We start from the raw sequence: 23,594 nt of genomic DNA, 5'->3' as shown, positions 1-23,594 counted from the left end.
GTCCCTACGCCAATCAAAAATCATACGCCTGTGGACGGTTCACGCTTTGTCTGCCGCCTGCGCCTTGGCGGCCGGCAAGGTGAAGCCGGACACCGAACGCCGCAGCTGACTGGCCATTTTCGCCAGGTTGCCGATGCTCTCGGCGGTGGCGGTGGAGCCGGACGAGGTCTGCGAGGTGATCTGTTGAATCACGTTCATCGTCAGGGAAATCTGCCCGGCCGAAGAGGTTTGTTGCTGCGCCGCGTTGGAAATACTCTGGATCAACGCGGCGAGGGTCTTCGATACCCCTTCGATTTCTTCCAGGGCCACACCGGCATCCTGCGCCAGCCGCGCGCCACGCACCACTTCGGTGGTGGTCTGCTCCATGGAAATCACCGCTTCGTTGGTGTCCGTCTGGATCGCCCGCACCAGGGTTTCAATTTGTCGGGTGGCGGCGGACGAGCGCTCGGCCAGGCGCTGCACCTCATCGGCGACCACCGCAAAACCACGCCCGGCGTCACCGGCCATCGACGCCTGAATCGCCGCGTTGAGCGCGAGGATGTTGGTCTGGTCGGCAATGTCATCGATCAGGCTGACGATGTCGCCAATTTCCTGGGAAGACTCCCCCAGACGCTTGATGCGTTTGGCGGTGTCCTGAATCTGTTCGCGAATGTTGTCCATGCCGTGGATGGTGTTGTGCACCACCTCGTTGCCCTTGTTGGCAATTTCCACGGAGCGCTCGGCCACCGCCGACGATTCGGCGGCGTTGGCCGAGACCTGATCGATGGACTGGGCCATGTCATTAATAGCCGTGGAGGCTTCGGAAATCTGCTGCGCCTGATGCTCCGAGGCCTGCGCCAGGTGCATGGCGGTGGCCTGGGTTTCCTGCACGGCGGCGGCGACCTGGCCGGCGGTGAGGTTGATGGTCGCCACCAGGTCACGCAATTGGTCGACGGAATAGTTGATCGAATCGGCGATGGTCCCGGTGAAGTCTTCGGTCACCGAGGCCGTGACGGTCAAGTCGCCGTCGGCCAGGTCTTCGATTTCGTCCAGCAGGCGCATGATCGCGTTCTGGTTGCGTTCGTTCTTCTCGGCGGTTTCCTGAAGCTGGCGGTTGGTTTCGCGAACCATCACCAGGCCGATCAGGATGATCGACGTCAGCGCCAGCAACCCCAGCACGTAGCCGCCGATGGTGTCGGTATTGCGCCCGCCGGCGAGGTTTTCGAAACCGGTGGCCAGGTGCGAGGCTTCGTCGAGCAGGGTTTGCGACAGGGTAAAAATGTTGGAGGCCGACTCGCGGACCTTGAACAGTTCCGGCGAGGTTTCGAGGATTTCATCCACCGAACCGGAGACGAATTCGAACAGTTCGGAGATCTCGGTCAAACGGGCGCGCGCATCGCGGTCCTCGACCTGGCTGATGCGCAGCGCCACGTTGCCCTGAAGCATGCCGTTGAGCACCTGGCCAAAACGCGCGGCGTCGCGACCGAAGGCATCCGCGGCTTGCTGCGAGTTTTCGTCGCCGGACAGCACAGTGTTCACCGCGCCCAAAATGCGCTCGGCCAGCAGCGATTGACGCTGGGCCATCGCTACCTGCGCTGCCGGGGCGCCACGTTGCAAGAGGATCTCGACGACTTTCTCGTACTCGACCTGCAACTGCGGCACGGTTTCGGCCAGGGTTGCGGCGACTTGATGCAGGGACAGCACGGTCTGTTCGCTGGAGAGAATGGCGTCGGTGTTTTTCAGCAGGCGTTCCCAATCGAGCTGCACGGCGCGCATTTCCGGGCGCACGGTGGACGGCGCGGGTGGCAGGCCGGTGGCCGGGTCGCCCTTCTTCAGGTAGCCCCAGCGCTGGGCGAAGTCGTTGCGCGCATCGCTGAGCAGCTTGAACGCCGCCGCTTTGCCGGCGGCGGCTTCGGTTGCATTTTTGGCGATGCGCTGGGACAGCACGCGCAGTTCACCGGCGTGGCCGATGTACTGTTTGTCGTACGTGGCCTGGGTGTTGAGGTAAGCGAAATTGGCGAACAGCAGCATGATGAACACGATCAGCGCGATAAACAGCACGATGATCTGCGAGCGACTGCGCGATCCTTCTGGCTTGCCTGTTTTTGTTTTTATCATCAGTCCTCGCCTGTTAACCAACACCCTTTAATGCTTGCCGAAAACCCTGTAGGAGCAGGGGATGGGGTTTACAGCGCCACATGCATAAAACCTGGCGACTGCGCCAGCGCAAACGGACTGAACACTTGCCAGGCCTGCTCGCGCTGGAACCGGCCTTTGACGAACGCCGACATCGGCCCGCTCGCCTGATCTGCCGGCTCCAGGCTGTCCTGGGCAAAGTGTTGCAAGCCGAAGACTTCGTCGACCAGCAACCCGGCAAACACCTCGTTATGGTCCACCACCAGTACCCGCCGCTGCTTGCGCGGCGCCGAGACTTCGTGGCCAAAGAAACCGCACAAATCCATGACCGGCAGCAATCGCCCACGCAGGTTGGCGACCCCTTTGACCCAGGATTTGACGCCCGGCAACTGAGTGAAACGCGGTTCATGCAGGACTTCGCTGACTTCGCCCATCGGCGCGACGTACCAATCCTCGCCCATGCGAAAACCGATGCCGCTCCAACTGTCCTGGCGGGTCGGTTGCGACGGCAGGTCCGCCGCCAGCAGACGACAGCGCTGGTCGATCTGCAGCAGCAGTTCGAAAGCCGTCAGCGACTCGGTCATGGCCGGACGATCAACCGGCCAGTACGTTGTTGAGGGTTTTGATCAGGGTCTCTTCGTCGACGGGTTTGGTCAGGTAGTCCTTGGCGCCCTGGCGCGTGCCCCAGACCTTGTCGGTTTCCTGATCCTTGGTGGTGATGATAATCACCGGGATGTGCCCGGTGTCCGGGTCTTTGGTCAGCTGGCGGGTCGCCTGGAAACCGTTGAGGCCAGGCATGACGATGTCCATCAGCACGGCGTCAGGTTTTTCCTGACGGGCCAGGGCCACGCCGTCGGCGCCGTTCTCGGCTTTCAACACTTCGTGACCGTGCTTTTCCAGCATGCCGGTCAGTTTGTACATTTCGGTCGGCGAATCATCGACGATCAGAATACGTGCCATGGTCTTCCCCATTCTTGTCGACGCCGGGCCCGCTGGCCGAGCGTCACTGTGCGTGTCCTACTGCGGCAAAACGGCGGCGAAGCCCGGAACATGGGCCTGGATCGCGTTCAGCAGTTCTTCCTTGCTGAAAGGCTTGGTCAAAAACTGGTCGGAGCCGACGATGCGCCCCTTGGCCTTGTCGAACAGCCCGTCCTTGGACGACAGCATAATCACTGGCGTGGACTTGAACGCACTGTTGTTCTTGATTAAAGCGCAGGTCTGATAGCCATCCAGACGCGGCATCATGATGTCGACAAAGATGATGCCGGGATGATTATCGGCAATCTTGGCCAGCGCATCGAAACCGTCGATGGCCGTAATGACTTCACAACCCACATTCTTCAACAGCGTTTCGGCGGTGCGACGAATCGTCTTCGAATCGTCGATCACCATGACCTTCAAGGCGCTGGAATGCTGATCCATAAATGCTCTACCGTCGCCTTTGCGAAACAAATTGTCCGTTTGGTGGCTGGAAACCCTTGATGCTCAAGGGCCAGCACGGCATGGCAGCCTTTTTAGCACAGTCTCCAAATGCAATCTATCGGCCGGTCTTTGCGGTGGTTTTTCCTTGACCGGGAACACACTCAGCGCCACTCTGACGCCACTTTTTCATGTCCGTTCGGACCATCCATTTTCGAGGAAAAACCCATGAGCGTTCGCGTCGGGATTGTCATGGATCCTATTGCCAGCATTTCCTATAAAAAGGATAGCTCGCTGGCCATGCTGCTGGCCGCGCAGAAGCGCGGCTGGGAACTGTTCTATATGGAACAGGGTGATTTGTACCAGGCTGAAGGCCAGGCGCGAGCGCGGATGCGACCGCTGAAAGTCTTCGCCAACCCGCAAAAGTGGTTCGAACTGGAAGCCGAGACCGATGCGCTGCTGAGCGATCTGGACGTGATCCTCATGCGCAAGGATCCGCCGTTCGACATGGAGTTTGTGTACTCCACCTACCTGCTGGAGCAGGCCGAGCGCGATGGCGTGCTGGTGGTCAACAAACCGCAGAGCCTGCGTGACTGCAACGAAAAGCTGTTCGCCACGCTGTTCCCGCAGTGCACGCCGCCGACCATCGTCAGCCGTCGCCCTGATGTGCTGCGCGAATTCGCCGACCATCATGGCGATGTGATTCTCAAACCGCTGGACGGCATGGGCGGTTCCTCGATTTTCCGTCACACCGCCGGCCACCCGAACCTGTCGGTGATCCTCGAAACCCTGACCCTGCATGGCAAGCAGCAAATCATGATCCAGGGTTATCTGCCGGCCATCGTCGATGGCGACAAGCGCATCCTGATGATCGACGGCGAGCCCGTGGATTACTGCCTGGCGCGCATTCCTGCCGCTGGCGAAACCCGTGGCAACCTGGCGGCCGGCGGTCGTGGCGAAGCTCGCCCATTGACCGACAAGGACCGCTGGATCGCCGCACAAGTGGGCCCGACCCTGCGCGAGAAAGGCCTGCTGTTCGTGGGTCTGGACGTGATCGGCGAACATTTGACCGAAATCAACGTCACCAGCCCGACGTGCATTCGCGAGATTGATAATGCGTTCGGCACCGACATTGGTGGTCTGCTGATGGATGCGATACAGAAGCAGCTTCAAGTTGCGAGCCGCAAGCCTCAAGTTTGAAACGCACGCCGGCAGCTTGTCGCTTACTGCTTGAAGCTTGAAGCTAAAAACCAACATTGCGTTATCATGCCGAGCCCGTAAAAACGCGATGTTGGTTTTTCTGCCATGACACTCCCGTCCGATCTGCCCGCTGAACTCGCCCATCGTGGCGTGCGCCCGGCCGATCGCCTCGGTTTTACCCTGTTTCTTGCAGCGTTGATTCACCTGGCCTTGCTGTTGGGCGTCGGCTTTACGATGGTCGAGCCCAAACAGATCAGCAAAACCCTGGAAATCACCCTCGCCACCTTCAAAAGCGAAAAAAAGCCCGAGAAAGCTGATTTCCTCGCCCAGGAAAATCAGCAAGGCAGCGGCACCCTGGATAAAAAGGCCATTCCCAAGACCACCGAGGTCGCGCCGTTCCAGGACAACAAGGTACAAAAAGTCACGCCACCGCCCGCCGCCAAGCCTGAAGTGCAGGAAGCGCCGCCCAAGGCTGCCGTGACGACCATCGCACCGAAGCCGAAAAAAGCCCCCGCCAAGAACGAAGAGGTCAAACCTCAGACCAAAGCGGAAGTGGCCGCGCCGACGTTTGACAGTTCCCAGCTGTCCAGCGACATCGCCAGCCTCGAAGCGGAACTGGCCAACGAACAACAGCTGTATGCCAAACGCCCGCGCATCCACCGCTTGAGCGCGGCCTCGACCATGCGCGACAAAGGTGCCTGGTATAAGGATGAATGGCGCAAGAAGGTCGAGCGCATCGGCAACCTCAACTACCCCGATGAAGCTCGCCGCCAACAGATTTACGGCAATTTGCGCTTAATGGTCTCGATCAACCGCGATGGCTCGCTGTATGAAGTGTTGGTGCTGGAGTCGTCCGGGCAGCCGTTGCTGGATCAGGCGGCGCAGCGGATCGTCAGGCTCGCCGCGCCGTTTGCGCCGTTTACCGGGGACCTTTCGGACATCGACCGCCTGGAAATCATCCGCACGTGGAAGTTTGCGCGTGGGGACAGACTGTCCAGTAACTGACACGCCCGCTCCCACAGGAATCTGTGTTGTTAGCGGGTTTTTGCGGCATTTCCTATGCATCCCCAGCTTGTCAGTTTGCCCCTCCAACGCCACACTAGCGCTCATGAAGAACGTCAGCCCCAGCTACCTCAAGCATCACTTCCTGATCGCCATGCCTCACATGGCCGACCCGAACTTTGCGCACACCTTGACCTACATCGTCGAGCACACCGCCAATGGTGCCATGGGGCTGGTGATCAACCGCCCGCAAGACCTGAACCTGGCCGAGATCCTCGAGCAACTGCGCCCGGACATCGAGCCGCCAGCGCTGTGCCGGCATGTGCCGATTTTCATCGGCGGACCGGTGCAGACCGATCGTGGTTTTGTCCTGCATCCCAAGGGCCAGGGCTATCAGGCGACCGTTGATCTGGAAGACGAACTGTCCCTGTCCACTTCCCAGGACGTGCTATTCGCCATTGCCGACGGCGTGGGTCCGGCGAAAAGCCTGATCGCCCTCGGTTACGCCGGCTGGGAAGCCGGGCAACTGGATGCCGAACTGGCGCAGAACGCCTGGCTGACCTGCCCGTACGACGCCGACATCCTGTTCAACACCAGCAGCGAACTGCGCCTGGAAGCGGCGGCCAAACATTTGGGCGTCAATCTCAGCCTGCTGACCAGTCAGGCGGGGCACGCCTGATGGCCCTGCGCCTGATCTTGGGTTTTGACTACGGCACCAAACAGATCGGCGTCGCGGTCGGCCAGGTGATTACCGGCCAGGCCCGCGAGCTGTGCACCTTGAAGGCGCAGAACGGCGTTCCCGACTGGAATCAGGTCGAAGCCCTGATCAAGGAGTGGAAACCCGACGCAGTGGTGGTCGGCCTGCCTTTGAACATGGACGGCACCCCGAGCGACATGTGCCTGCGCGCGGAAAAATTCGCCCGCCGCCTGAATGGCCGCTACAACCTGCCCTTCTATACCCACGATGAACGCCTGACCACGTTTGAAGCCAAAGGCGAGCGACGTGATCGCGGCGGGCAAAAAGGCAGTTACCGCGACAACCCGGTCGACGCCATCGCCGCCGCCCTGCTGCTGCAAGGCTGGCTCGACGAGAACAGCGCGCTGTTCGAATCCTGAAGCAACGAATCCTCAAGAGCCGCCGCAGGCGACTCTCTATAGCGACACCCCGAGCCACCCATCAAGCAGCACCCGGCTCGGGCCCAAGAAGGAGCAACCATGAGCCTGCCCAATCCCGCCGAACTGATCAGCCAGATGGCGATCCGTCTCAAGGCCCACCTGGAACACCGTGGCATCAGCGAACCGCGTTACATCGGTATCCGTACCGGCGGCGTCTGGGTCGCCCAGGCGTTGCTCGAAGAACTGGGCAACGACTCGCCGCTCGGCACCCTGGACGTGTCCTTCTACCGTGACGACTTCAGCCAGAACGGTCTGCACCCGCAAGTTCGCCCGTCGGCGCTGCCGTTCGAGATCGAAGGCCAGCACCTGGTGCTGATCGACGACGTGCTCATGAGCGGCCGGACCATCCGCGCCGCCATGAACGAACTGTTCGACTACGGCCGCCCGGCCAGCGTAACGCTGGTTTGCCTGCTGGACCTCGACGCCGGCGAGTTGCCGATCAGTCCGGATGTGGTTGGCGCGACGCTGTCGCTGGCCGCTCACGAACGGGTCAAGCTGTCCGGTCCCGAGCTCAAGCTTGAACTGCAAGACCTCGCCCTTTAATCCGCCCTATTGAGAGTCCCCCTCGCGATGACGCCTCTAGATACCAAGCGCCCGCTGCAGCTCAATGATCAGGGCCAGCTGCGCCACTTCCTCTCGCTCGACGGTTTGCGCCGCGAGTTGCTGACGGAAATCCTCGACACCGCCGACTCGTTCCTTGAAGTCGGTGCCCGGGCGGTGAAGAAAGTCCCGTTGCTGCGCGGCAAGACCGTGTGCAACGTGTTCTTCGAAAACTCCACCCGCACCCGCACCACCTTCGAACTGGCGGCCCAGCGGCTGTCGGCGGACGTGATCACCCTGAACGTGTCGACCTCGTCAGCCAGCAAGGGCGAAACCCTGCTCGACACCCTGCGCAACCTGGAAGCCATGGCCGCCGACATGTTTGTCGTGCGTCACGGTGATTCCGGCGCGGCGCACTTCATCGCCGAGCACGTCTGCCCGCAAGTGGCGATCATCAACGGCGGCGACGGCCGGCACGCGCACCCGACGCAGGGCATGCTCGACATGCTGACCATCCGTCGCCACAAGGGCGGCTTCGAAAACCTCTCGGTGGCCATCGTCGGCGACATCCTGCATTCGCGGGTGGCACGTTCGAACATGCTCGCGCTGAAAACCCTCGGTTGCCCGGACATTCGCGTGATCGCGCCGAAAACCCTGCTGCCGATCGGTATCGAGCAATACGGCGTGAAGGTCTACACCGACATGACCGAAGGCCTGAAAGACGTCGACGTGGTGATCATGCTGCGCCTGCAACGCGAGCGCATGGCCGGCGGCCTGTTGCCGAGCGAAGGCGAGTTCTACCGCCTGTTCGGCCTGACCACCGCACGCCTGGCCGGGGCCAAGCCGGATTGCATCGTCATGCACCCGGGGCCGATCAACCGTGGCGTGGAAATTGAGTCGGCGGTGGCCGACGGTCCGCACTCGGTGATCCTCAACCAGGTCACCTACGGTATTGCGATTCGTATGGCCGTGCTGTCGATGGCCATGAGCGGGCAGACTGCGCAACGTCAATTCGAGCAAGGCCAATTCGAGCAGGAGAACGCCCAGTGAAGCTCAGCATTCTCGGCGCACGCGTGATTGATCCAGCCTCTGGCCTGGATAAAGTGACTGACATCCACATTGAAGCCTGCAAGATCGTCGCCCTGGGCGCCGCGCCAGCCGGTTTTGTCGCGGTCGACACCCTTGACGCCCAAGGCCTGGTGGCCGCCCCCGGGCTGGTTGACCTGAACGTCGCCCTGCGCGAGCCGGGCTACAGCCGCAAAGGCTCGATCATCAGCGAAACCCGCGCCGCGGCCGCGGGTGGCGTGACCAGCCTGTGCTGCCCGCCGAAAACCAAACCGGTGCTGGACACCTCGGCCGTGGCCGAACTGATCCTCGACCGCGCCCGTGAAGCCGGCAACACCAAAGTCTTCCCGATTGGCGCCCTGAGCAAAGGCCTGGACGGCGAGCAACTGGCCGAGCTCGTTGCCCTGCGCGATGCCGGTTGCGTAGCCTTCGGCAACGGCCTGGACAGTTTCCGCAACACCCGCACCCTGTGCCGGGCGCTGGAATACGCAGCGACGTTCGACCTGACGGTGATTTTCAACTCGCAGGACCACGACCTGGCCGAAGGTGGCCTGGCCCATGAAGGTCCGACCGCGAGTTTCCTCGGTTTGCCGGGCATTCCGGAAACCGCTGAAACCGTGGCCCTGGCCCGTGACCTGTTGCTGGTCGAGCAAAGCGGCGTACGTGCGCACTTCAGCCAGCTCACCAGCGCTCGCGGTGTGGCCCTGATCGCCCAGGCCCAGGCCCGTGGGCTGCCGGTGACCGCCGACGTGGCGCTGTATCAGCTGATCCTGACCGATGAAGCCTTGATCGACTTCAGCAGCCTCTACCACGTCCAGCCGCCGCTGCGCACCCGCGCCGACCGCGACGGCCTGCGTGCGGCGGTGAAATCGGGGGTGATCTCGGCCATCTCCAGCCACCACCAACCGCATGAGCGCGACGCCAAACTGGCGCCGTTCGGCGCGACAGAGCCGGGCATCAGCAGTGTTGAGTTGCTGCTGCCGCTGGCAATGACGCTGGTGGAGGATGGTTTGCTGGACCTGCCGACGTTGCTGGCGCGGTTGAGTGCCGGGCCTGCCGAAGCGCTACGTTTGCCGGCCGGTAAGCTGGCGGTGGGTGGGCCGGCGGATATCGTGCTGTTCGACCCTGCAGCGTCGACCGTGGCGGGTGAAACCTGGCTGTCCAAGGGTGAGAACTGCCCGTTCATTGGGCATAGCCTGCCGGGTGTGGTGCGTTACACCTTGGTGGATGGGCGGATTAGCCACCAGGCGTAATACCGCGTCGCTGCAATCGTGAGCAGGCTTTGCTCCTACGGGATTGTGTATGAACACCCTGTAGGAGCATGGCTTGCCAGCGATGGCTTACTGGAAAGCGCCTCTGTTCTGGGCGTTACGCACCGAAACCTGGTCATTGAGCGTCCAGAAGTCATACAGCACCCCGACAAAGAACAACCCGCCCGTCACCAGGTACAGCAACCCGCTGATCCACTTCCCCTGATACATCCGGTGTACGCCGAACACCCCGAGAAACGTCAGCAGAATCCACGCCACGTTGTATTCGATCGGTCCCGCGGTGAACCGAAGGTCTGCTTCACGGTCCATTGCCGGAATCAGAAAAACGTCGATCAGCCAGCCAATTCCCAGCAAGCCAAGGGTGAAGAACCAGATCGTCCCGGTCACCGGCTTGCCGTAATAGAAGCGGTGAGCGCCGGTAAAACCGAAAATCCACAGCAGATATCCGATCACTTTGCTGTGCGTATCTTGATGCGCGGCGGACTGTTGATAGCTGTTCATGGAGCACCTCGATTCACACGATAGATAAATATTCTTTAAATCTTTGTGACTTTTTTACAGGTTGCCGACGTATGGCAAATGGTACCGTGATGTCCGTCAAAGCCTTATAGCACCTGACTTCTGTCCGACAATTGCGTCTATTTTCCGCTTGTTTGGTTCCATTGACCCCCAGGTTGAATCGACCAACGGCCTCGGAAGGACAAAAAAAGCTGTTATAAAGTTGCGCGTTCACCTATTCGAGCCCTGCCTAATGCGTCCATTTTTCAAGACATGGCTAACCATTTGCCTTTTGATGCCACTGGCCGCCCACGCCACCAATCGTGAGCAACGTCTTCCAAACGTTAATGGTTACACCCCAAAATCCCATGTTTCTGCTCCTTCGAGCAAAAACAAACAAAATACAAAACACTCGGCCCAGCTGAGCGACAACAGCAAGCTTGTTCCGCCGATGGCGAGCAAGACCAGCAGCAACGTGCTGAGCCGCGCTGTAAACGTCCTCGGTACTCCTTACCGTTGGGGCGGCAGCAGCCCAAGTAAAGGGTTCGACTGCAGTGGCCTGGTGAAATACGCGTTTAACGACGCCACGTTTGACCTGCCGCGCACCTCTAACGCCATGGCCAGTGGTCACGGCGAGAAAGTCGATCGCAGCGATTTGAAGCCGGGCGACCTGATTTTCTTCAACATCAAGAGTCGTCGGGTCAATCACGTTGCCATCTACCTGGGCAACGACCGCTTCATCCACGCGCCACGCCGTGGCAAGTCGGTGACCATCGACACGCTGAAAAAACCGTACTGGGAAAGCCACTACGTGGTCGCCAAGCGGGTTCTGCCGAAAGAGAAGAACACACTTCAGGTTGTTCAGCGCTGATCTGCTGACGCCTTCGCGGCTTTTGTGGCGAGGGAGCTTGCTCCCGCTGGAGTGCGCAGCGCTCCCCGTTTTTAGGTCTGCTTCGCAGCCCAGCGGGAGCAAGCTCCCTCGCCACAGGTCCGCGTTCACCCCTCAAAAGTTATCCGGTGACCGCGCCTTCTCCCGCGCCTGCTCGCGGCTGATCAAGCCTTTGGTCACCAAGTCCTTCAAGCACATATCCAGCGTCTGCATCCCCAGGTTCCCGCCGGTCTGAATCGACGAGTACATCTGTGCAACCTTGTCTTCGCGGATAAGGTTACGAATCGCCGACGTGCCGAGCATGATCTCGTGCGCCGCAATTCGCCCGCCGCCGATCTTCTTCACCAGCGACTGCGACACCACCGCCAGCAACGACTCTGACAGCATCGAGCGCACCATCGATTTCTCATCCCCCGGAAACACATCCACCACCCGGTCGATGGTTTTCGCCGCTGAGGTGGTGTGCAGCGTGCCAAACACCAGATGCCCTGTCTCGGCGGCGGTCAGCGCCAGGCGAATAGTCTCCAGGTCCCGCATCTCCCCCACCAGAATCACGTCCGGGTCCTCCCGCAGCGCCGAGCGCAGGGCCGTGGCGAAACTGCGCGTATCGCGATGCACTTCGCGCTGGTTGATCAGGCATTTGCGCGATTCGTGGACGAACTCGATCGGGTCTTCGATGGTGAGGATGTGGTGATGGCGATGGTTGTTCAGGTAATCGATCATCGCCGCCAACGTAGTGGACTTGCCGGAGCCGGTCGGCCCCGTCACCAGCACCAGCCCGCGCGGCGCGTCGGTGATTTTGCGAAATACCTCACCCATGCCGAGGTCGTCCATGCTCAGGACTTTTGACGGAATGGTCCGGAACACCGCGCCTGCGCCACGATTCTGGTTAAAGGCGTTAACCCGAAAACGCGCCACGCCGGGCACTTCAAAGGAAAAATCGGTTTCCAGGTGTTTCTCGAAGTCCACCCGCTGGGTGTCGTTCATGATGTCGTAGATCAGCGCCTGCACCTGTTTATGGTCGAGGGCCGGCAGGTTGATGCGTCGCACGTCGCCATCGACACGGATCATCGGTGGCAGGCCGGCGGACAAGTGCAGGTCGGATGCGCCCTGTTTAGCGCTGAAAGCCAGCAGTTCAGTGATATCCATAGCGCCCCTCAATTCCAGTAGAATGCCGCGAACCTTCAGACCGCTGGCGCACATTGAATGTCCACGATAGCAGACAACATTGCTCAGGTTAGTTCACGCATCCGTGCCGCCGCCCTGGCCGCCCAGCGCGATGAGCACAGCGTTCAGCTCCTGGCCGTGAGCAAGACCAAACCCGCCCAAGCCCTGCGCGAAGCCTACGCTGCCGGCCTGCGTGACTTTGGCGAGAACTACCTGCAGGAGGCTTTGGGCAAACAGCTCGAACTGGCCGACCTGCCCTTGATCTGGCACTTCATCGGCCCCATTCAATCGAACAAGACTCGCGCTATCGCCGAGCACTTCGCCTGGGTGCATTCCGTGGATCGATTGAAAATCGCACAACGCCTGTCCGAACAACGTCCTGCCGATCTGCCGCCCCTGAACATCTGCATCCAGGTCAACGTCAGCGGTGAAGCCAGCAAATCCGGCTGCACCCCGGCCGACCTGCCGGCCCTGGCCAAGGCCATCAGCGAATTGCCGCGCCTCAATTTGCGCGGGCTGATGGCGATTCCCGAGCCGACGGATGATCGTGCCGAACAGGATGCCGCTTTTGCTGCCGTACAACGCCTGCAAGCCAGCCTGGATCTGCCGCTGGACACACTTTCCATGGGCATGAGCCATGACCTCGAGTCGGCCATCGCCATGGGCGCCACATGGGTCCGCATCGGTACGGCCCTGTTCGGCGCCCGCGACTACGGTCAACCATGAACAATGGCCGACTCTTCTATTTATAAGGACCTGACATGAGCAAAACCCGTATTGCCTTTATCGGTGCCGGCAACATGGCCGCCAGCCTGATCGGCGGCCTGCGCGCCAAAGGTCTGGACGCCTCGCAAATCCGCGCCAGCGATCCGGGTGCAGAAACCCGCGCCAAGGTGGCCGCCGAACACGGCATCGAAGTCTTCGCTGACAACGCTGACGCCATCCAGGACGCCGATGTCGTCGTATTGGCGGTCAAACCTCAGGCGATGAAAGCCGTGTGCGAAGCGATTCGCCCGAGCCTCAAGCCGAATCAACTGGTGGTATCGATTGCCGCAGGCATCACCTGCGCCAGCATGAACAACTGGCTCGGCGCTCAGCCGATCGTACGCTGCATGCCCAACACCCCGGCGCTGCTGCGTCAGGGCGTGAGCGGTTTGTATGCCACCGCGGAAGTGAACGCCGATCAACGCCAGCAAGCTCAAGAACTGCTCTCGGCCGTGGGCATCGCCCTGTGGCTGAACGAAGAGCAGCAACTGGACGCAGTCACCGCGGTGTCCGGTTCCGGCCCGGCGTACTTCTTCCTGCTGATCGAAGCCATGACCGCCGCCGGCGTGAAACTTGGCCTGCCAGCAGACATCGCCGCACAACTGACCCTGCAAACCGCGCTGGGCGCCGCGCACATGGCGGTTGCCAGCGATGTCGATGCCGCCGAACTGCGTCGTCGTGTCACGTCGCCTGCGGGCACCACGGAAGCTGCGATCAAGTCGTTCCAGGCCGGTGGCTTTGAAGCCCTGGTCGAAACAGCACTCGGCGCCGCCGCGCATCGCTCGGCCGAGATGGCTGAGCAGCTCGGTCGCTAATCAGCTCTTACAAAGGAATCAACGATGCTCGGACTCAATGACGCTGCCATTTTCATCATTAAAACCCTTGGCAGCCTGTACCTGCTGATCGTACTGATGCGTTTCATCCTGCAACTGGTTCGGGCGAACTTCTACAACCCGCTCTGCCAGTTCATCGTCAAGGCCACGCAACCGCTGCTCAAGCCGCTGCGTCGGGTGATCCCGAGCATGTTCGGGCTCGACATGTCGTCGCTGGTGCTGGCGCTGATCATCCAGATGCTGCTGATCGCCGTCATCCTCGCGCTCAAAGGCTTCATGGTCGACTGGCTGCTGTTGGTGCCATGGGCCCTGATTGCGCTGTTCTCGCTGTTTTTGAACATACTGTTCTACGCCATGATCATCAGCGTCATCCTGTCCTGGGTCGCCCCGGGCAGCCATAACCCTGGCGCCGAGCTGGTCGCGCAGATTACTGAACCGGTGCTCGCGCCGTTCCGCCGGATCATCCCGAACCTGGGCGGTCTCGACATCTCGCCGATCTTCGCCTTCATCGTGATCCAACTGCTGCAAAGCTGGCTGATCCCGCGCCTGGCGTACTTTGCCTTCATGCCGCAGGGGCTGCTCGGCCTGATCTGATGAGCTACTTTCGCTGGGAAGGTGACGACCTGATTCTGGAGTGTCACCTGCAACCGGCGGCCCGCAGCGATGATTTCTGCGGGCTGCACGGCGATCGCCTGAAGATCCGCCTGACTGCGCCGCCGGTTGAAGGCAAGGCCAATGCGTATCTGATGGCGTTTTTGGCCAAGGCGTTTGGTGTGTCCAAGAGCCAGGTCAGTTTGATCAGCGGTGAGTTGAACCGGCAGAAACGGGTGCGGATTTGTTCGCCGAAGAAACTGCCGGAGTTGCCTGATCTGGTGCGTCCGGCGGACTGACCGCGTCATCGTTCATCGCGGGCAAGCCACGCTCCCACAGGGGATCGCATTCCATTGTGGGAGCGTGGCTTGCCCGCGATGGCCGTGCCTCGGTCTGACAGGGAAAATCAGCTCAGCCCTTTGCTTGCCGCTAACCCCACCGGTCTTTAGACTTACGCCTCATTTCAACGAGAGCAGGGTCGATGCCAACTGCCTTTCCCCCCGATTCTGTTGGTCTGGTGACGCCGCAAGTGGCGCACTTCAGCGACCCCCTGGCCCTGGCCTGCGGGCGTTCGCTTCCAGCCTATGACCTGATCTACGAAACCTACGGCACGCTGAATGCCACGGCGAGCAACGCCGTGCTGATTTGCCATGCGTTGTCCGGTCACCATCACGCTGCCGGTTTTCACAGCGCCGACGACCGTAAACCCGGTTGGTGGGACAGCTGCATCGGTCCCGGCAAGCCGATCGACACCACCAAATTCTTCGTGGTCAGCCTGAACAACCTCGGCGGTTGCAACGGTTCCACGGGCCCGAGCAGCATCAATCCGGAAACCGGCAAGCCGTTTGGCGCCGATTTCCCGGTGCTGACCGTGGAAGACTGGGTGCACAGCCAGGCGCGACTGGCCGACCGTATCGGCATCAGCCAATGGGCGGCGGTGATTGGCGGCAGCCTCGGCGGCATGCAGGCGATGCAATGGAGCATTACCTACCCGGAACGCATTCGCCACTGCCTGGCCATCGCCTCGGCACCCAAGCTGTCGGCGCAGAACATCGCCTTCAATGAAGTGGCACGCCAGGCCATCCTCACCGACCCCGATTTCCACGGCGGCTCGTTTCAGGAAGCGGGCGTGATCCCCAAGCGCGGCTTGATGCTGGCGCGGATGGTCGGGCACATCACTTACCTGTCCGACGATTCCATGGGTGAAAAATTCGGTCGTGGCCTCAAGAGTGAGAAGCTCAACTACGACTTCCACAGCGTCGAGTTCCAGGTCGAAAGCTACCTGCGTTATCAGGGTGAAGAGTTCTCCGGGCGTTTCGACGCCAACACCTACCTGCTGATGACCAAGGCGCTGGACTACTTCGACCCGGCAGCGAACTTCGACGATGACCTGGCGAAAACTTTCGCCAACGCCCAGGCCAAGTTCTGCGTGATGTCCTTCACCACGGACTGGCGCTTCTCCCCTGCCCGCTCGCGGGAACTGGTGGATGCGCTGATGGCGGCCAAGAAAGACGTCTGCTACCTCGAGATCGACGCTCCGCAAGGCCACGACGCCTTCCTGATTCCGATCCCGCGTTATTTGCAGGCGTTCAGCAACTACATGAACCGAATCAAGTTGTGAGAAAGCCATGAGAGCTGATCTGGAAATCATCCAGGAATGGATCCCCGCTGGCAGTCGCGTGCTCGACCTCGGCTGCGGTGATGGCGAACTGCTGACCTGGCTGCGCGACAACAAGCAAGTCACCGGTTACGGCCTGGAAAACGACCCGGACAACATCGCCGAGTGCGTGGCCAAGGGCATCAACGTCATCGAGCAGGACCTGGACAAGGGCCTTGGCAACTTTGCCAGCAACAGCTTCGACATCGTGGTCATGACCCAGGCGCTGCAAGCTGTGCATTACCCGGACAAGATCCTCGACGAAATGCTGCGGGTCGGCCGCCAGTGCATCATCACCTTCCCCAACTTCGGTCACTGGCGCTGCCGCTGGTACCTGGCGAGCAAGGGCCGGATGCCGGTTTCCGAGTTTCTGCCGTACACCTGGTACAACACGCCGAACATCCACTTCTGCACTTTTGAAGACTTTGAGGCGTTGTGTCGCGAACGTGAAGCCAAGGTCATTGATCGGCTTGCCGTGGATCAACAGCATCGGCACGGGTGGGCCAGTAAGCTATGGCCTAATCTGTTAGGTGAGATCGGTATTTACCGCGTCAGCAGCCCCGGGCTGCAGGATCACAAGGTCGCGGTCTGAACTACGACATTCCAAGGAGAAAGAACATGGGTCGTCTAGCGCTGTTTGTACTTACTGCCTGCCTGAGTATCACTGCCATGGCCGCTGACGTCATCAAGGGCGAACGCCAGGAAACCTTCGGCGACGTGACGGTGCACTACAACACCTTCAACTCCACGTACCTGACCCCGGACATCGCCAAAGCGGCGGAGCTGGTTCGCAGCAAGAATCAGGGCGTGATCAATGTGTCCGTGATCAAGGACGGCAAGCCGCTGGTAGCTTCAGTGACCGGCTCGGTCAAAGACCTGACCAGCCAGAGCGTGCCGTTGAACTTCAAACAGATCACCGAACAGGGCGCGATCTACTACATCGCCCAATACCCGGTGGACCAGCAGGAAATCCGCACCTTCGAGATCAAGGTGCAGAACGGCGACAAAATCAACACCATCAATTTCAACCAAGAGCTTTTCCCCGGCGAATGATCAATTTCACGCAACTCGTACTGGCCAGCCATAACGCCGGCAAACTCAAGGAACTCCAGGCCATGCTCGGCGACTCGGTGCAATTGCGCTCGATCGGCGAGTTCAGCAGCGTCGAGCCTGAAGAAACCGGCCTGTCGTTCGTCGAGAACGCCATTCTCAAGGCCCGCAACGCCGCACGCATTTCCGGTTTGCCGGCGCTGGCTGACGATTCCGGGCTGGCGGTGGATTTCCTAGGCGGTGCGCCGGGTATCTATTCGGCTCGTTATGCTGACGGCAAGGGCGATGCGGCGAACAACGCCAAACTGCTCGACGCCTTGAAAGACGTGCCGCAAGCCGAACGCGGCGCGCAGTTCGTCTGCGTCCTCGCGCTGGTTCGCCACGCCGATGATCCATTGCCGATCCTCTGCGAAGGCCTGTGGCACGGGCGGATCCTGACGGCCGCCAGTGGCGAGCACGGGTTTGGTTACGACCCGCTGTTCTGGGTCCCGGAGCGCGATTGCTCCAGCGCCGAGCTGAGCCCGAGCGACAAAAACCAGATCAGCCACCGCGCCCGTGCAATGGATCTGCTGCGCCAGCGTCTGGGACTGAAATGACCCACGACTCATCCGCGTCACCGCTGATCTTCGGCGGCGACGCCCAATCGCCACGGGCAGCGCTGCCCGTGCTGCCGCCTCTGGCGCTGTACATCCACATCCCGTGGTGTGTGCGCAAATGCCCTTATTGCGACTTCAACTCCCACACCGCCAGCCCGGTGCTGCCGGAAGAAGAGTACGTCGACGCCTTGCTCACTGACCTCGATCAGGACCTGCACGCGGTATACGGCCGTGAGCTGAGCTCGATCTTCTTTGGCGGTGGCACGCCTAGCCTGTTCAGCGCCGTGGCCTTGGGCCGCTTGCTCAAAGGCGTCGAGCAACGGATTCCGTTTGCCAGTGACATCGAAATCACCCTGGAAGCCAATCCGGGGACGTTCGAGCAAGAGAAATTCGTCGCCTACCGCGCACTGGGCATCAATCGCCTGTCGATCGGCATCCAGAGCTTTCAGGAAGAGAAACTCAAGGCGCTGGGGCGGATTCACAACGGTGACGAAGCGGTGCGTGCCGCCGGCATGGCCCGTCAGGCCGGGTTTGATAACTTCAACCTGGACTTGATGCACGGTTTGCCCGATCAGTCGCTGGAAGATGCCCTGAACGACCTGCGTACAGCCATCGCCCTGAAACCGACTCATCTGTCCTGGTATCAGCTGACGCTGGAGCCGAACACGGTGTTCTGGAATCAGCCGCCGACGCTGCCCGAAGACGACACGTTGTGGGACATTCAGGAAGCGGGTCAGGCGCTGCTTGCTGAACACGGTTACGCGCAATACGAAGTCTCGGCCTATGCGCAACCGGGTCGCCCGGCGCGGCATAACCTCAATTACTGGAGTTTCGGCGACTTCATCGGCATCGGCGCTGGCGCCCACGGCAAGCTCAGTCATCCGGACGGGCGCATCGTGCGCACCTGGAAGACCCGCCTGCCCAAGGATTACCTCAACCCGGCGAAAAGCTTCAAGGCCGGCGAGAAAGCGCTGACCCATGATGAGATGCCGTTCGAGTTCCTGATGAACGCGCTGCGCCTGACCGAGGGCGTCGAATCGCGGCTGTATCCGGAGCGCACCGGGATGTCCCTGGAAAGCCTCGCCGAAGGCCGCCGGGTCGCCGAACAAAGTGGCTTGTTGCAGGTCGAACCGTCACGTCTGGCGGCCACCGAGCGCGGACAGCTGTTTCTCAATGACTTGCTGCAGACATTTCTGAGCTGATTTCAGCCTTAAGGGAAAACGAATGGATTTGATACTCGACCTGCTCGCCACCGTGTCCCGCTGGAGCCGCAGTAACCTGTCGGAAATTGCCCTGGCCTTGGTGGGCTGCTTGCTGGTGCTGTTCGGTTCGGATTTCAAAACCTGGGTCGAGCAACGCCTGGGTAGCATCGCCGGTGCCTTGCGCGTCCCGCTGATGGCCCTGTTGTGCATGATCGGCAGCGGCGCCGCGCTGATCTACGCCACGCCGTGGGTCGTGCGCGGCCTGAGCCAGTTCAACAACTACAGCCTGGCGCCGGTGTTGTTGGTGGTGCTGGTGCTGATCGGTGTAGTCGCCGACCGCCGCTGATCTTTGGTCACACCCAAAACAACTGTAGGAGCCGAGCTTGCTCGCGATGGCGGTTTAACAGTCAGCATAAATGTTGAATGTCAGGGCCTCATCGCGAGCAAGCTTGGCTCCTACAGTTTTACAGCTCAGGACTGTTTTTCGAACTTCAGGTCCCACACGCCATGTCCAAGCCGTTCGCCGCGGCGTTCGAACTTGGTGATTGGGCGTTCGGTCGGGCGCGGTACGCACTTGCCGTCTTCGGCGAGGTTGCGATAACCCGGCGCGACGCTCATCACTTCCAGCATGTACTCGGCGTACGGTTCCCAGTCGGTGGCCATGTGCAGCACACCGCCGACCTTCAACTTGCTGCGCACCAGTTCAGCGAACGATGCCTGAACGATACGGCGCTTGTGGTGACGGCTCTTGTGCCACGGGTCTGGGAAAAACAGCATCAGACGGTCGAGGCTGTTGTCGGCGATGCAACGGTTGAGCACTTCAATCGCGTCGCAATCGTAGACCCGCAGGTTGGTCAGGCCCTGCGTCAGAACGCCATTGAGCAGCGCGCCAACACCCGGACGGTGAACTTCCACACCAATGAAATCCTGTTCCGGCGAGGCCGCGGCCATTTCCAGCAGCGAATGGCCCATGCCAAAACCGATTTCCAGCGAGCGCGGCGCCGAACGGCCGAACACCTTATCGAAGTCCACCGGCGAGTCAGCCAAAGGCAGGACGAACAGTGGCGTGCCCTGCTCCAGACCTTTTTGCTGGCCTTCGGTCATGCGCCCGGCGCGCATCACAAAGCTCTTGATGCGGCGGTGTTGGCGCTCTTCGCCTTCTTCCGGCTGGACAGGCGTTTCGTTTGATTCAGTCATCAATGGCTCTTACTTGATCAGACCATCCAGCGGCGAGGAGGCGCTGGCATAGAGTTTTTTCGGCATGCGGCCGGCGAGGTAGGCCAGGCGACCTGCAACGATGGCGTGTTTCATGGCTTCAGCCATCATGACCGGCTGCTGGGCGTGGGCGATGGCCGAGTTCATCAGCACCGCTTCGCAACCCAGTTCCATGGCGATGGTGGCGTCGGACGCGGTGCCGACACCCGCATCCACCAGCACAGGAATCTTGGCTTCTTCGAGGATGATCTGCAGGTTGTACGGATTGCAGATCCCCAGGCCCGTGCCGATCAGACCGGCCAGCGGCATCACTGCGATAACGCCGATTTCCGCCAGTTGACGGGCAATGATCGGGTCATCGCTGGTGTAGACCATCACGTCGAAACCTTCCTTGACCAGCACTTCGGCGGCCTTGAGGGTTTCGATCACGTTGGGGAACAGGGTTTTCTGGTCGGCCAGCACTTCCAGCTTCACCAGGTTGTGGCCGCCGAGCAACTCACGGGCCAGGCGACAGGTGCGCACGGCCTCGGTAGCGTCGAAGCAACCCGCGGTGTTCGGCAGGAAGGTGTAGCGATCCGGCGACAGGACTTCGAGCAGGTTCGGTTCGCCCGGGTTCTGACCGAGGTTGGTACGGCGCACGGCGAAGGTGACGATCTCGGCGCCCGAGGCTTCGATGGCCAGGCGGGTTTCTTCCATGTCGCGGTACTTGCCGGTGCCTACCAGCAAACGCGACTGGTAAGTACGACCGGCCAGGACGAAGGGCTTGTCGCTACGAACGATGCTCATGGGAAATCCTCTGTTGGGGTGAGGTTCTTGCAGAATTCTGTGCCCTTGCGGGCCGGGCGGCTAGCCGCCGCCGATGGCATGAACCACTTCGACGGAATCGCCGTCGTTCAGTGTGGTTTCAGCGTGCTGACTGCGCGGGACGATATCCAGATTGAGTTCGACCGCCACCCGACGTCCGGTCAGTTCCAGACGGGTCAGCAGGGCCGCAACGGTTTCACCGTCGGGCAGTTCAAGGGATTCGCCGTTCAACTGAATGCGCATGCCGGAAGCCGCCATCATTTTTAGGGGCTGGCATTCTAGCCCGATCAGTCTTGGCGACCCAAGCCATTCGTCATGAAATGGACCACCCGGTCAGCTCAACCGCCAGGCGGCAAGCCCCAGGCACGCCCAGCCCACCAGGAATGCGAGCCCGCCGAACGGCGTAATGATTCCGAGCTTGCTGATACCGGTCAGGGTCAGCAGGTACAGGCTGCCGGAAAACAGCAGGATGCCGATGACAAACGAGGCCCCGGCCCACGTAACCAAACGCCCGGGAATCTGCGTGGCCAGCAGCGCTACGCCCAGCAACGCCAGGGTGTGCACCAGTTGATAGGTGACGCCGGTATGGAAAATCGCCAGATACTCGGGGGTCAGACGGTTTTTCAGGCCATGCGCGGCGAACGCGCCGAGGGCAACGCCCGTGAAGCCAAAGAAAGCGGCCAGCATCAAAAAGCCACGCAGCATGAAGAACTCCAGTCAGACTCGATCAACAGGGTCTGTATAATGGCCCGCTCAACGGGTTCGGCCAAGCCATCTCTATGCTGCGTATATTTTTACGACGATTCACTAAGGCCGTGCTCTGGTTCGCGGGCGGCAGCGTCTTGCTGGTGCTGATCTTTCGCGTGGTGCCGCCGCCGGGAACCGCGCTGATGGTCGAACGCAAGATCGAATCCTGGTTCGACGGCGAGCCGATCGACCTGCAACGGACCTGGAAGCCGTGGGATGAAATCTCCGACGACCTGAAAGTCGCGGTGATTGCTGGTGAGGATCAGAAATTCCCGGAGCACTGGGGTTTTGACTTCGGGGCGATTCAGGCGGCACTGGCTCATAACGAGTTGGGCGGCTCGATTCGCGGCGCCAGCACCCTGAGCCAGCAGGTGTCGAAGAACCTGTTTTTATGGTCGGGGCGCAGTTGGCTGCGTAAGGGTCTGGAAGCCTGGTTCACCGGATTGATTGAGGTGTTCTGGCCCAAGCAGCGGATTCTTGAGGTGTACCTCAACAGCGTCGAGTGGGATGACGGGGTGTTTGGAGCAGAGGCTGCGGCACGGCATCACTTTGGCGTGAGCGCTAAAAGCCTGAGCCGCCAGCAATCGAGCTTGTTGGCTGCCGTGTTGCCCAACCCAAGAGTGTGGAGTGCGAGCCATCCGACCAACTACGTCGCACGACGGGCCGGGTGGATTCGGCAGCAGATGAGTCAGTTGGGGGGTGACAGTTATCTGTTGGGCCTCAATGATTCACGGCGGGCGCCTTGGGCCCAGTAGCCGAACACATTCTTCTGAACACTCAAAGCCCTCTTCTGTAGGAGGCTGAGGTGAAGCAGAAAACCGGACCCAAACAAAAACGCCCCGATCAATGATCGGGGCGTTTTTTATTGCCGGTTCGCAGGTTATGCCGCGATCGACAGCTTGAGCTTGTTCATCGCGCTTTTCTCAAGCTGACGGATGCGCTCGGCCGACACGTTGTACTTCTGCGCCAGGTCGTGCAGCGTGGCTTTCTCTTCAGCCAACCAGCGCTGATAAAGGATGTCACGGCTGCGGTCGTCCAGCACTTCCAGCGCTTCGTGCAGGTTGTGGTTGGAGTTGTCGCTCCAGTCGGCGTCTTCCAGTTGACGGGCCGGGTCATACCGGTGGTCTTCCAGATAGTTGGCTGGCGACTGGAAAGCACTGTCGTCGTCCGCTTCTGCGGCCGGGTCGAAGGCCATGTCGTGGCCGGTCAGGCGACTTTCCATCTCGCGCACTTCCCGAGGCTCTACACCAAGGCTTTCCGCCACACGGTGGACTTCCTCGTTGTTCAGCCACGCCAGGCGTTTCTTCTGGCTGCGCAGGTTGAAGAACAGTTTGCGCTGGGCCTTGGTGGTCGCGACTTTCACAATACGCCAGTTGCGCAGGATGAACTCGTGGATTTCCGCCTTGATCCAGTGCACGGCGAACGACACCAGACGCACACCCATTTCCGGGTTGAAGCGCTTCACGGCCTTCATCAGGCCGACGTTGCCTTCCTGGATCAGGTCAGCCTGAGCCAGACCGTAGCCGGAATAGCTACGGGCGATATGTACGACAAAACGCAGGTGGGCGAGCACCATCTGCCGAGCCGCCCCCAAATCCTGCTCATAATAGAGACTCTCGGCCAGTTCACGCTCCTGCTCCGGCGTCAGCAATGGAATGCTGTTCACGGTGTGCACATAGGCCTCCAGGTTCGCACCCGGGACCAGAGCATATGCAGGTTGCAAAGAATTGGTCATACGACAAAACCTCCGACTTACAAACTCGTGCAGTTCAGCACTGCGAAAATTGACCGG

Annotated in this window: 30 protein-coding genes; 19 read left to right on the top strand and 11 right to left on the bottom strand. The window is 60.6% G+C overall.

Translation table 11 applies throughout. The features are described from left to right. Positions 1-39: 39 nt before the first annotated feature. The 4 genes from AB4N43_RS18565 to pilG all read right to left on the bottom strand — a co-directional run bounded on the left by AB4N43_RS18565 (position 40) and on the right by pilG (position 3,537). Entirely contained in the window at positions 40-2,097 is a 2,058-nt protein-coding gene (locus tag AB4N43_RS18565; protein WP_027926576.1) for a methyl-accepting chemotaxis protein, read from the bottom strand. A 68-nt stretch (positions 2,098-2,165) separates the two neighbouring features. After that, complete coding sequence (locus AB4N43_RS18560) at positions 2,166-2,699, bottom strand: chemotaxis protein CheW (protein ID WP_027926575.1); 534 nt, start codon at positions 2,697-2,699, stop codon at positions 2,166-2,168. Between the two features lie 10 nt (positions 2,700-2,709). Next, positions 2,710-3,075: a twitching motility response regulator PilH gene (gene pilH, locus AB4N43_RS18555; RefSeq protein ID WP_027926574.1), complete on the bottom strand. Its 366-nt coding sequence runs from the start codon at positions 3,073-3,075 to the stop codon at positions 2,710-2,712. Positions 3,076-3,132: 57 nt separating this feature from the next. Beyond that, positions 3,133-3,537, bottom strand: coding sequence for a twitching motility response regulator PilG (gene pilG / locus AB4N43_RS18550; protein WP_027926573.1), 405 nt, complete (start codon positions 3,535-3,537; stop codon positions 3,133-3,135). Positions 3,538-3,762: 225 nt separating this feature from the next. On the opposite strand from pilG, the gene gshB reads away from it, so the two are divergent. From gshB to AB4N43_RS18515, 7 genes are all read left to right on the top strand, one after another. Continuing rightward, complete coding sequence (gene gshB / locus AB4N43_RS18545; protein WP_027926572.1) at positions 3,763-4,734, top strand: glutathione synthase; 972 nt, start codon at positions 3,763-3,765, stop codon at positions 4,732-4,734. Positions 4,735-4,839: 105 nt separating this feature from the next. Next, positions 4,840-5,739 carry an energy transducer TonB gene (locus AB4N43_RS18540; protein WP_027926571.1) on the top strand — a complete coding sequence of 300 codons (900 nt, stop codon included), beginning with the start codon at positions 4,840-4,842 and terminating at the stop codon, positions 5,737-5,739. 103 nt (positions 5,740-5,842) lie between these two features. Next, positions 5,843-6,415 carry a YqgE/AlgH family protein gene (locus AB4N43_RS18535; RefSeq protein ID WP_310261941.1) on the top strand — a complete coding sequence of 191 codons (573 nt, stop codon included), beginning with the start codon at positions 5,843-5,845 and terminating at the stop codon, positions 6,413-6,415. Continuing rightward, positions 6,415-6,852, top strand: a complete 438-nt coding sequence (gene ruvX / locus AB4N43_RS18530) for a Holliday junction resolvase RuvX (RefSeq protein ID WP_007945492.1) — start codon at positions 6,415-6,417, stop codon at positions 6,850-6,852. Before AB4N43_RS18535 ends, ruvX begins: the two co-directional genes overlap by 1 nt. A 99-nt stretch (positions 6,853-6,951) precedes the next feature. After that, on the top strand, positions 6,952-7,455 hold the full coding sequence (gene pyrR, locus AB4N43_RS18525; protein ID WP_410921226.1) for a bifunctional pyr operon transcriptional regulator/uracil phosphoribosyltransferase PyrR: 504 nt from the start codon (positions 6,952-6,954) through the stop codon (positions 7,453-7,455). A 27-nt stretch (positions 7,456-7,482) separates the two neighbouring features. Further along, positions 7,483-8,502 (top strand): aspartate carbamoyltransferase catalytic subunit, encoded by a 1,020-nt coding sequence (locus tag AB4N43_RS18520; protein WP_027926568.1) that lies wholly within the window; start codon positions 7,483-7,485, stop codon positions 8,500-8,502. Beyond that, the gene (locus AB4N43_RS18515; protein WP_059182019.1) at positions 8,499-9,770 is read left to right on the top strand and encodes a dihydroorotase; all 1,272 of its coding nucleotides are present in this window, start codon (positions 8,499-8,501) and stop codon (positions 9,768-9,770) included. Before AB4N43_RS18520 ends, AB4N43_RS18515 begins: the two co-directional genes overlap by 4 nt. 87 nt (positions 9,771-9,857) lie before the next feature. On the opposite strand, the gene AB4N43_RS18510 is transcribed toward AB4N43_RS18515, so the two are convergent. Next, positions 9,858-10,289, bottom strand: a complete 432-nt coding sequence (locus AB4N43_RS18510; protein ID WP_027926566.1) for an NINE protein — start codon at positions 10,287-10,289, stop codon at positions 9,858-9,860. Between the two features lie 250 nt (positions 10,290-10,539). Between AB4N43_RS18510 and AB4N43_RS18505 the strand changes: the two genes are divergently transcribed. Further along, positions 10,540-11,157, top strand: coding sequence for a C40 family peptidase (locus tag AB4N43_RS18505; RefSeq protein ID WP_027926565.1), 618 nt, complete (start codon positions 10,540-10,542; stop codon positions 11,155-11,157). A gap of 132 nt (positions 11,158-11,289) precedes the next feature. Here the strand turns inward: AB4N43_RS18505 and AB4N43_RS18500 are convergent, their stop codons facing one another. Then, positions 11,290-12,324, bottom strand: a complete 1,035-nt coding sequence (locus AB4N43_RS18500) for a type IV pilus twitching motility protein PilT (protein ID WP_027926564.1) — start codon at positions 12,322-12,324, stop codon at positions 11,290-11,292. Positions 12,325-12,381: 57 nt separating this feature from the next. On the opposite strand from AB4N43_RS18500, the gene AB4N43_RS18495 reads away from it, so the two are divergent. From AB4N43_RS18495 to AB4N43_RS18450, 10 genes are all read left to right on the top strand, one after another. Further along, positions 12,382-13,068 carry a YggS family pyridoxal phosphate-dependent enzyme gene (locus AB4N43_RS18495; RefSeq protein WP_027926563.1) on the top strand — a complete coding sequence of 229 codons (687 nt, stop codon included), beginning with the start codon at positions 12,382-12,384 and terminating at the stop codon, positions 13,066-13,068. Positions 13,069-13,103: 35 nt separating this feature from the next. Then, positions 13,104-13,922: a pyrroline-5-carboxylate reductase gene (proC, locus tag AB4N43_RS18490; RefSeq protein ID WP_027926562.1), complete on the top strand. Its 819-nt coding sequence runs from the start codon at positions 13,104-13,106 to the stop codon at positions 13,920-13,922. A 24-nt stretch (positions 13,923-13,946) separates the two neighbouring features. Further along, complete coding sequence (locus AB4N43_RS18485) at positions 13,947-14,534, top strand: YggT family protein (RefSeq protein ID WP_027926561.1); 588 nt, start codon at positions 13,947-13,949, stop codon at positions 14,532-14,534. After that, on the top strand, positions 14,534-14,830 hold the full coding sequence (locus tag AB4N43_RS18480) for a DUF167 domain-containing protein (protein ID WP_027926560.1): 297 nt from the start codon (positions 14,534-14,536) through the stop codon (positions 14,828-14,830). Before AB4N43_RS18485 ends, AB4N43_RS18480 begins: the two co-directional genes overlap by 1 nt. A 182-nt stretch (positions 14,831-15,012) precedes the next feature. Further along, positions 15,013-16,152 (top strand): homoserine O-succinyltransferase MetX, encoded by a 1,140-nt coding sequence (metX, locus tag AB4N43_RS18475; RefSeq protein WP_027926559.1) that lies wholly within the window; start codon positions 15,013-15,015, stop codon positions 16,150-16,152. Between the two features lie 7 nt (positions 16,153-16,159). Then, positions 16,160-16,780 carry a methionine biosynthesis protein MetW gene (gene metW / locus AB4N43_RS18470; RefSeq protein ID WP_027926558.1) on the top strand — a complete coding sequence of 207 codons (621 nt, stop codon included), beginning with the start codon at positions 16,160-16,162 and terminating at the stop codon, positions 16,778-16,780. Between the two features lie 26 nt (positions 16,781-16,806). Next, positions 16,807-17,241, top strand: coding sequence for a DUF4426 domain-containing protein (locus tag AB4N43_RS18465; RefSeq protein WP_027926557.1), 435 nt, complete (start codon positions 16,807-16,809; stop codon positions 17,239-17,241). Continuing rightward, positions 17,238-17,834, top strand: coding sequence for an RdgB/HAM1 family non-canonical purine NTP pyrophosphatase (gene rdgB, locus AB4N43_RS18460; RefSeq protein WP_194940449.1), 597 nt, complete (start codon positions 17,238-17,240; stop codon positions 17,832-17,834). The genes AB4N43_RS18465 and rdgB overlap by 4 nt, the downstream gene beginning before the upstream one ends. Beyond that, positions 17,831-19,036: a radical SAM family heme chaperone HemW gene (gene hemW / locus AB4N43_RS18455; protein WP_460151790.1), complete on the top strand. Its 1,206-nt coding sequence runs from the start codon at positions 17,831-17,833 to the stop codon at positions 19,034-19,036. Before rdgB ends, hemW begins: the two co-directional genes overlap by 4 nt. A gap of 22 nt (positions 19,037-19,058) precedes the next feature. Beyond that, positions 19,059-19,382, top strand: coding sequence for a DUF3392 domain-containing protein (locus AB4N43_RS18450; protein ID WP_027926554.1), 324 nt, complete (start codon positions 19,059-19,061; stop codon positions 19,380-19,382). Positions 19,383-19,507: 125 nt separating this feature from the next. Here AB4N43_RS18450 and trmB read toward each other — a convergent pair whose 3' ends face one another. From trmB to AB4N43_RS18430, 4 genes are all read right to left on the bottom strand, one after another. Continuing rightward, entirely contained in the window at positions 19,508-20,233 is a 726-nt protein-coding gene (trmB, locus tag AB4N43_RS18445; RefSeq protein ID WP_027926553.1) for a tRNA (guanosine(46)-N7)-methyltransferase TrmB, read from the bottom strand. A 9-nt stretch (positions 20,234-20,242) separates the two neighbouring features. Then, a complete protein-coding gene (locus tag AB4N43_RS18440) occupies positions 20,243-21,037 on the bottom strand; it encodes a thiazole synthase (RefSeq protein WP_027926552.1) in 795 nt (264 codons plus the stop codon). 60 nt (positions 21,038-21,097) lie between these two features. Then, positions 21,098-21,298, bottom strand: coding sequence for a sulfur carrier protein ThiS (gene thiS / locus AB4N43_RS18435; RefSeq protein ID WP_007897898.1), 201 nt, complete (start codon positions 21,296-21,298; stop codon positions 21,098-21,100). Positions 21,299-21,388: 90 nt separating this feature from the next. Further along, positions 21,389-21,760, bottom strand: a complete 372-nt coding sequence (locus AB4N43_RS18430) for a DUF423 domain-containing protein (RefSeq protein ID WP_027926550.1) — start codon at positions 21,758-21,760, stop codon at positions 21,389-21,391. Between the two features lie 74 nt (positions 21,761-21,834). On the opposite strand from AB4N43_RS18430, the gene mtgA reads away from it, so the two are divergent. After that, a complete protein-coding gene (gene mtgA, locus AB4N43_RS18425; RefSeq protein ID WP_027926549.1) occupies positions 21,835-22,557 on the top strand; it encodes a monofunctional biosynthetic peptidoglycan transglycosylase in 723 nt (240 codons plus the stop codon). 125 nt (positions 22,558-22,682) lie between these two features. Here mtgA and rpoH read toward each other — a convergent pair whose 3' ends face one another. Further along, entirely contained in the window at positions 22,683-23,537 is an 855-nt protein-coding gene (gene rpoH / locus AB4N43_RS18420; RefSeq protein WP_007897890.1) for an RNA polymerase sigma factor RpoH, read from the bottom strand. Positions 23,538-23,594: the final 57 nt, after the last annotated feature.

The organism is Pseudomonas sp. S2_B07 (assembly GCF_054668435.1).
The sequence above is the reverse complement of the archived record's forward strand: the minus strand, read 5'-3'. Positions and strand labels throughout refer to the sequence as shown.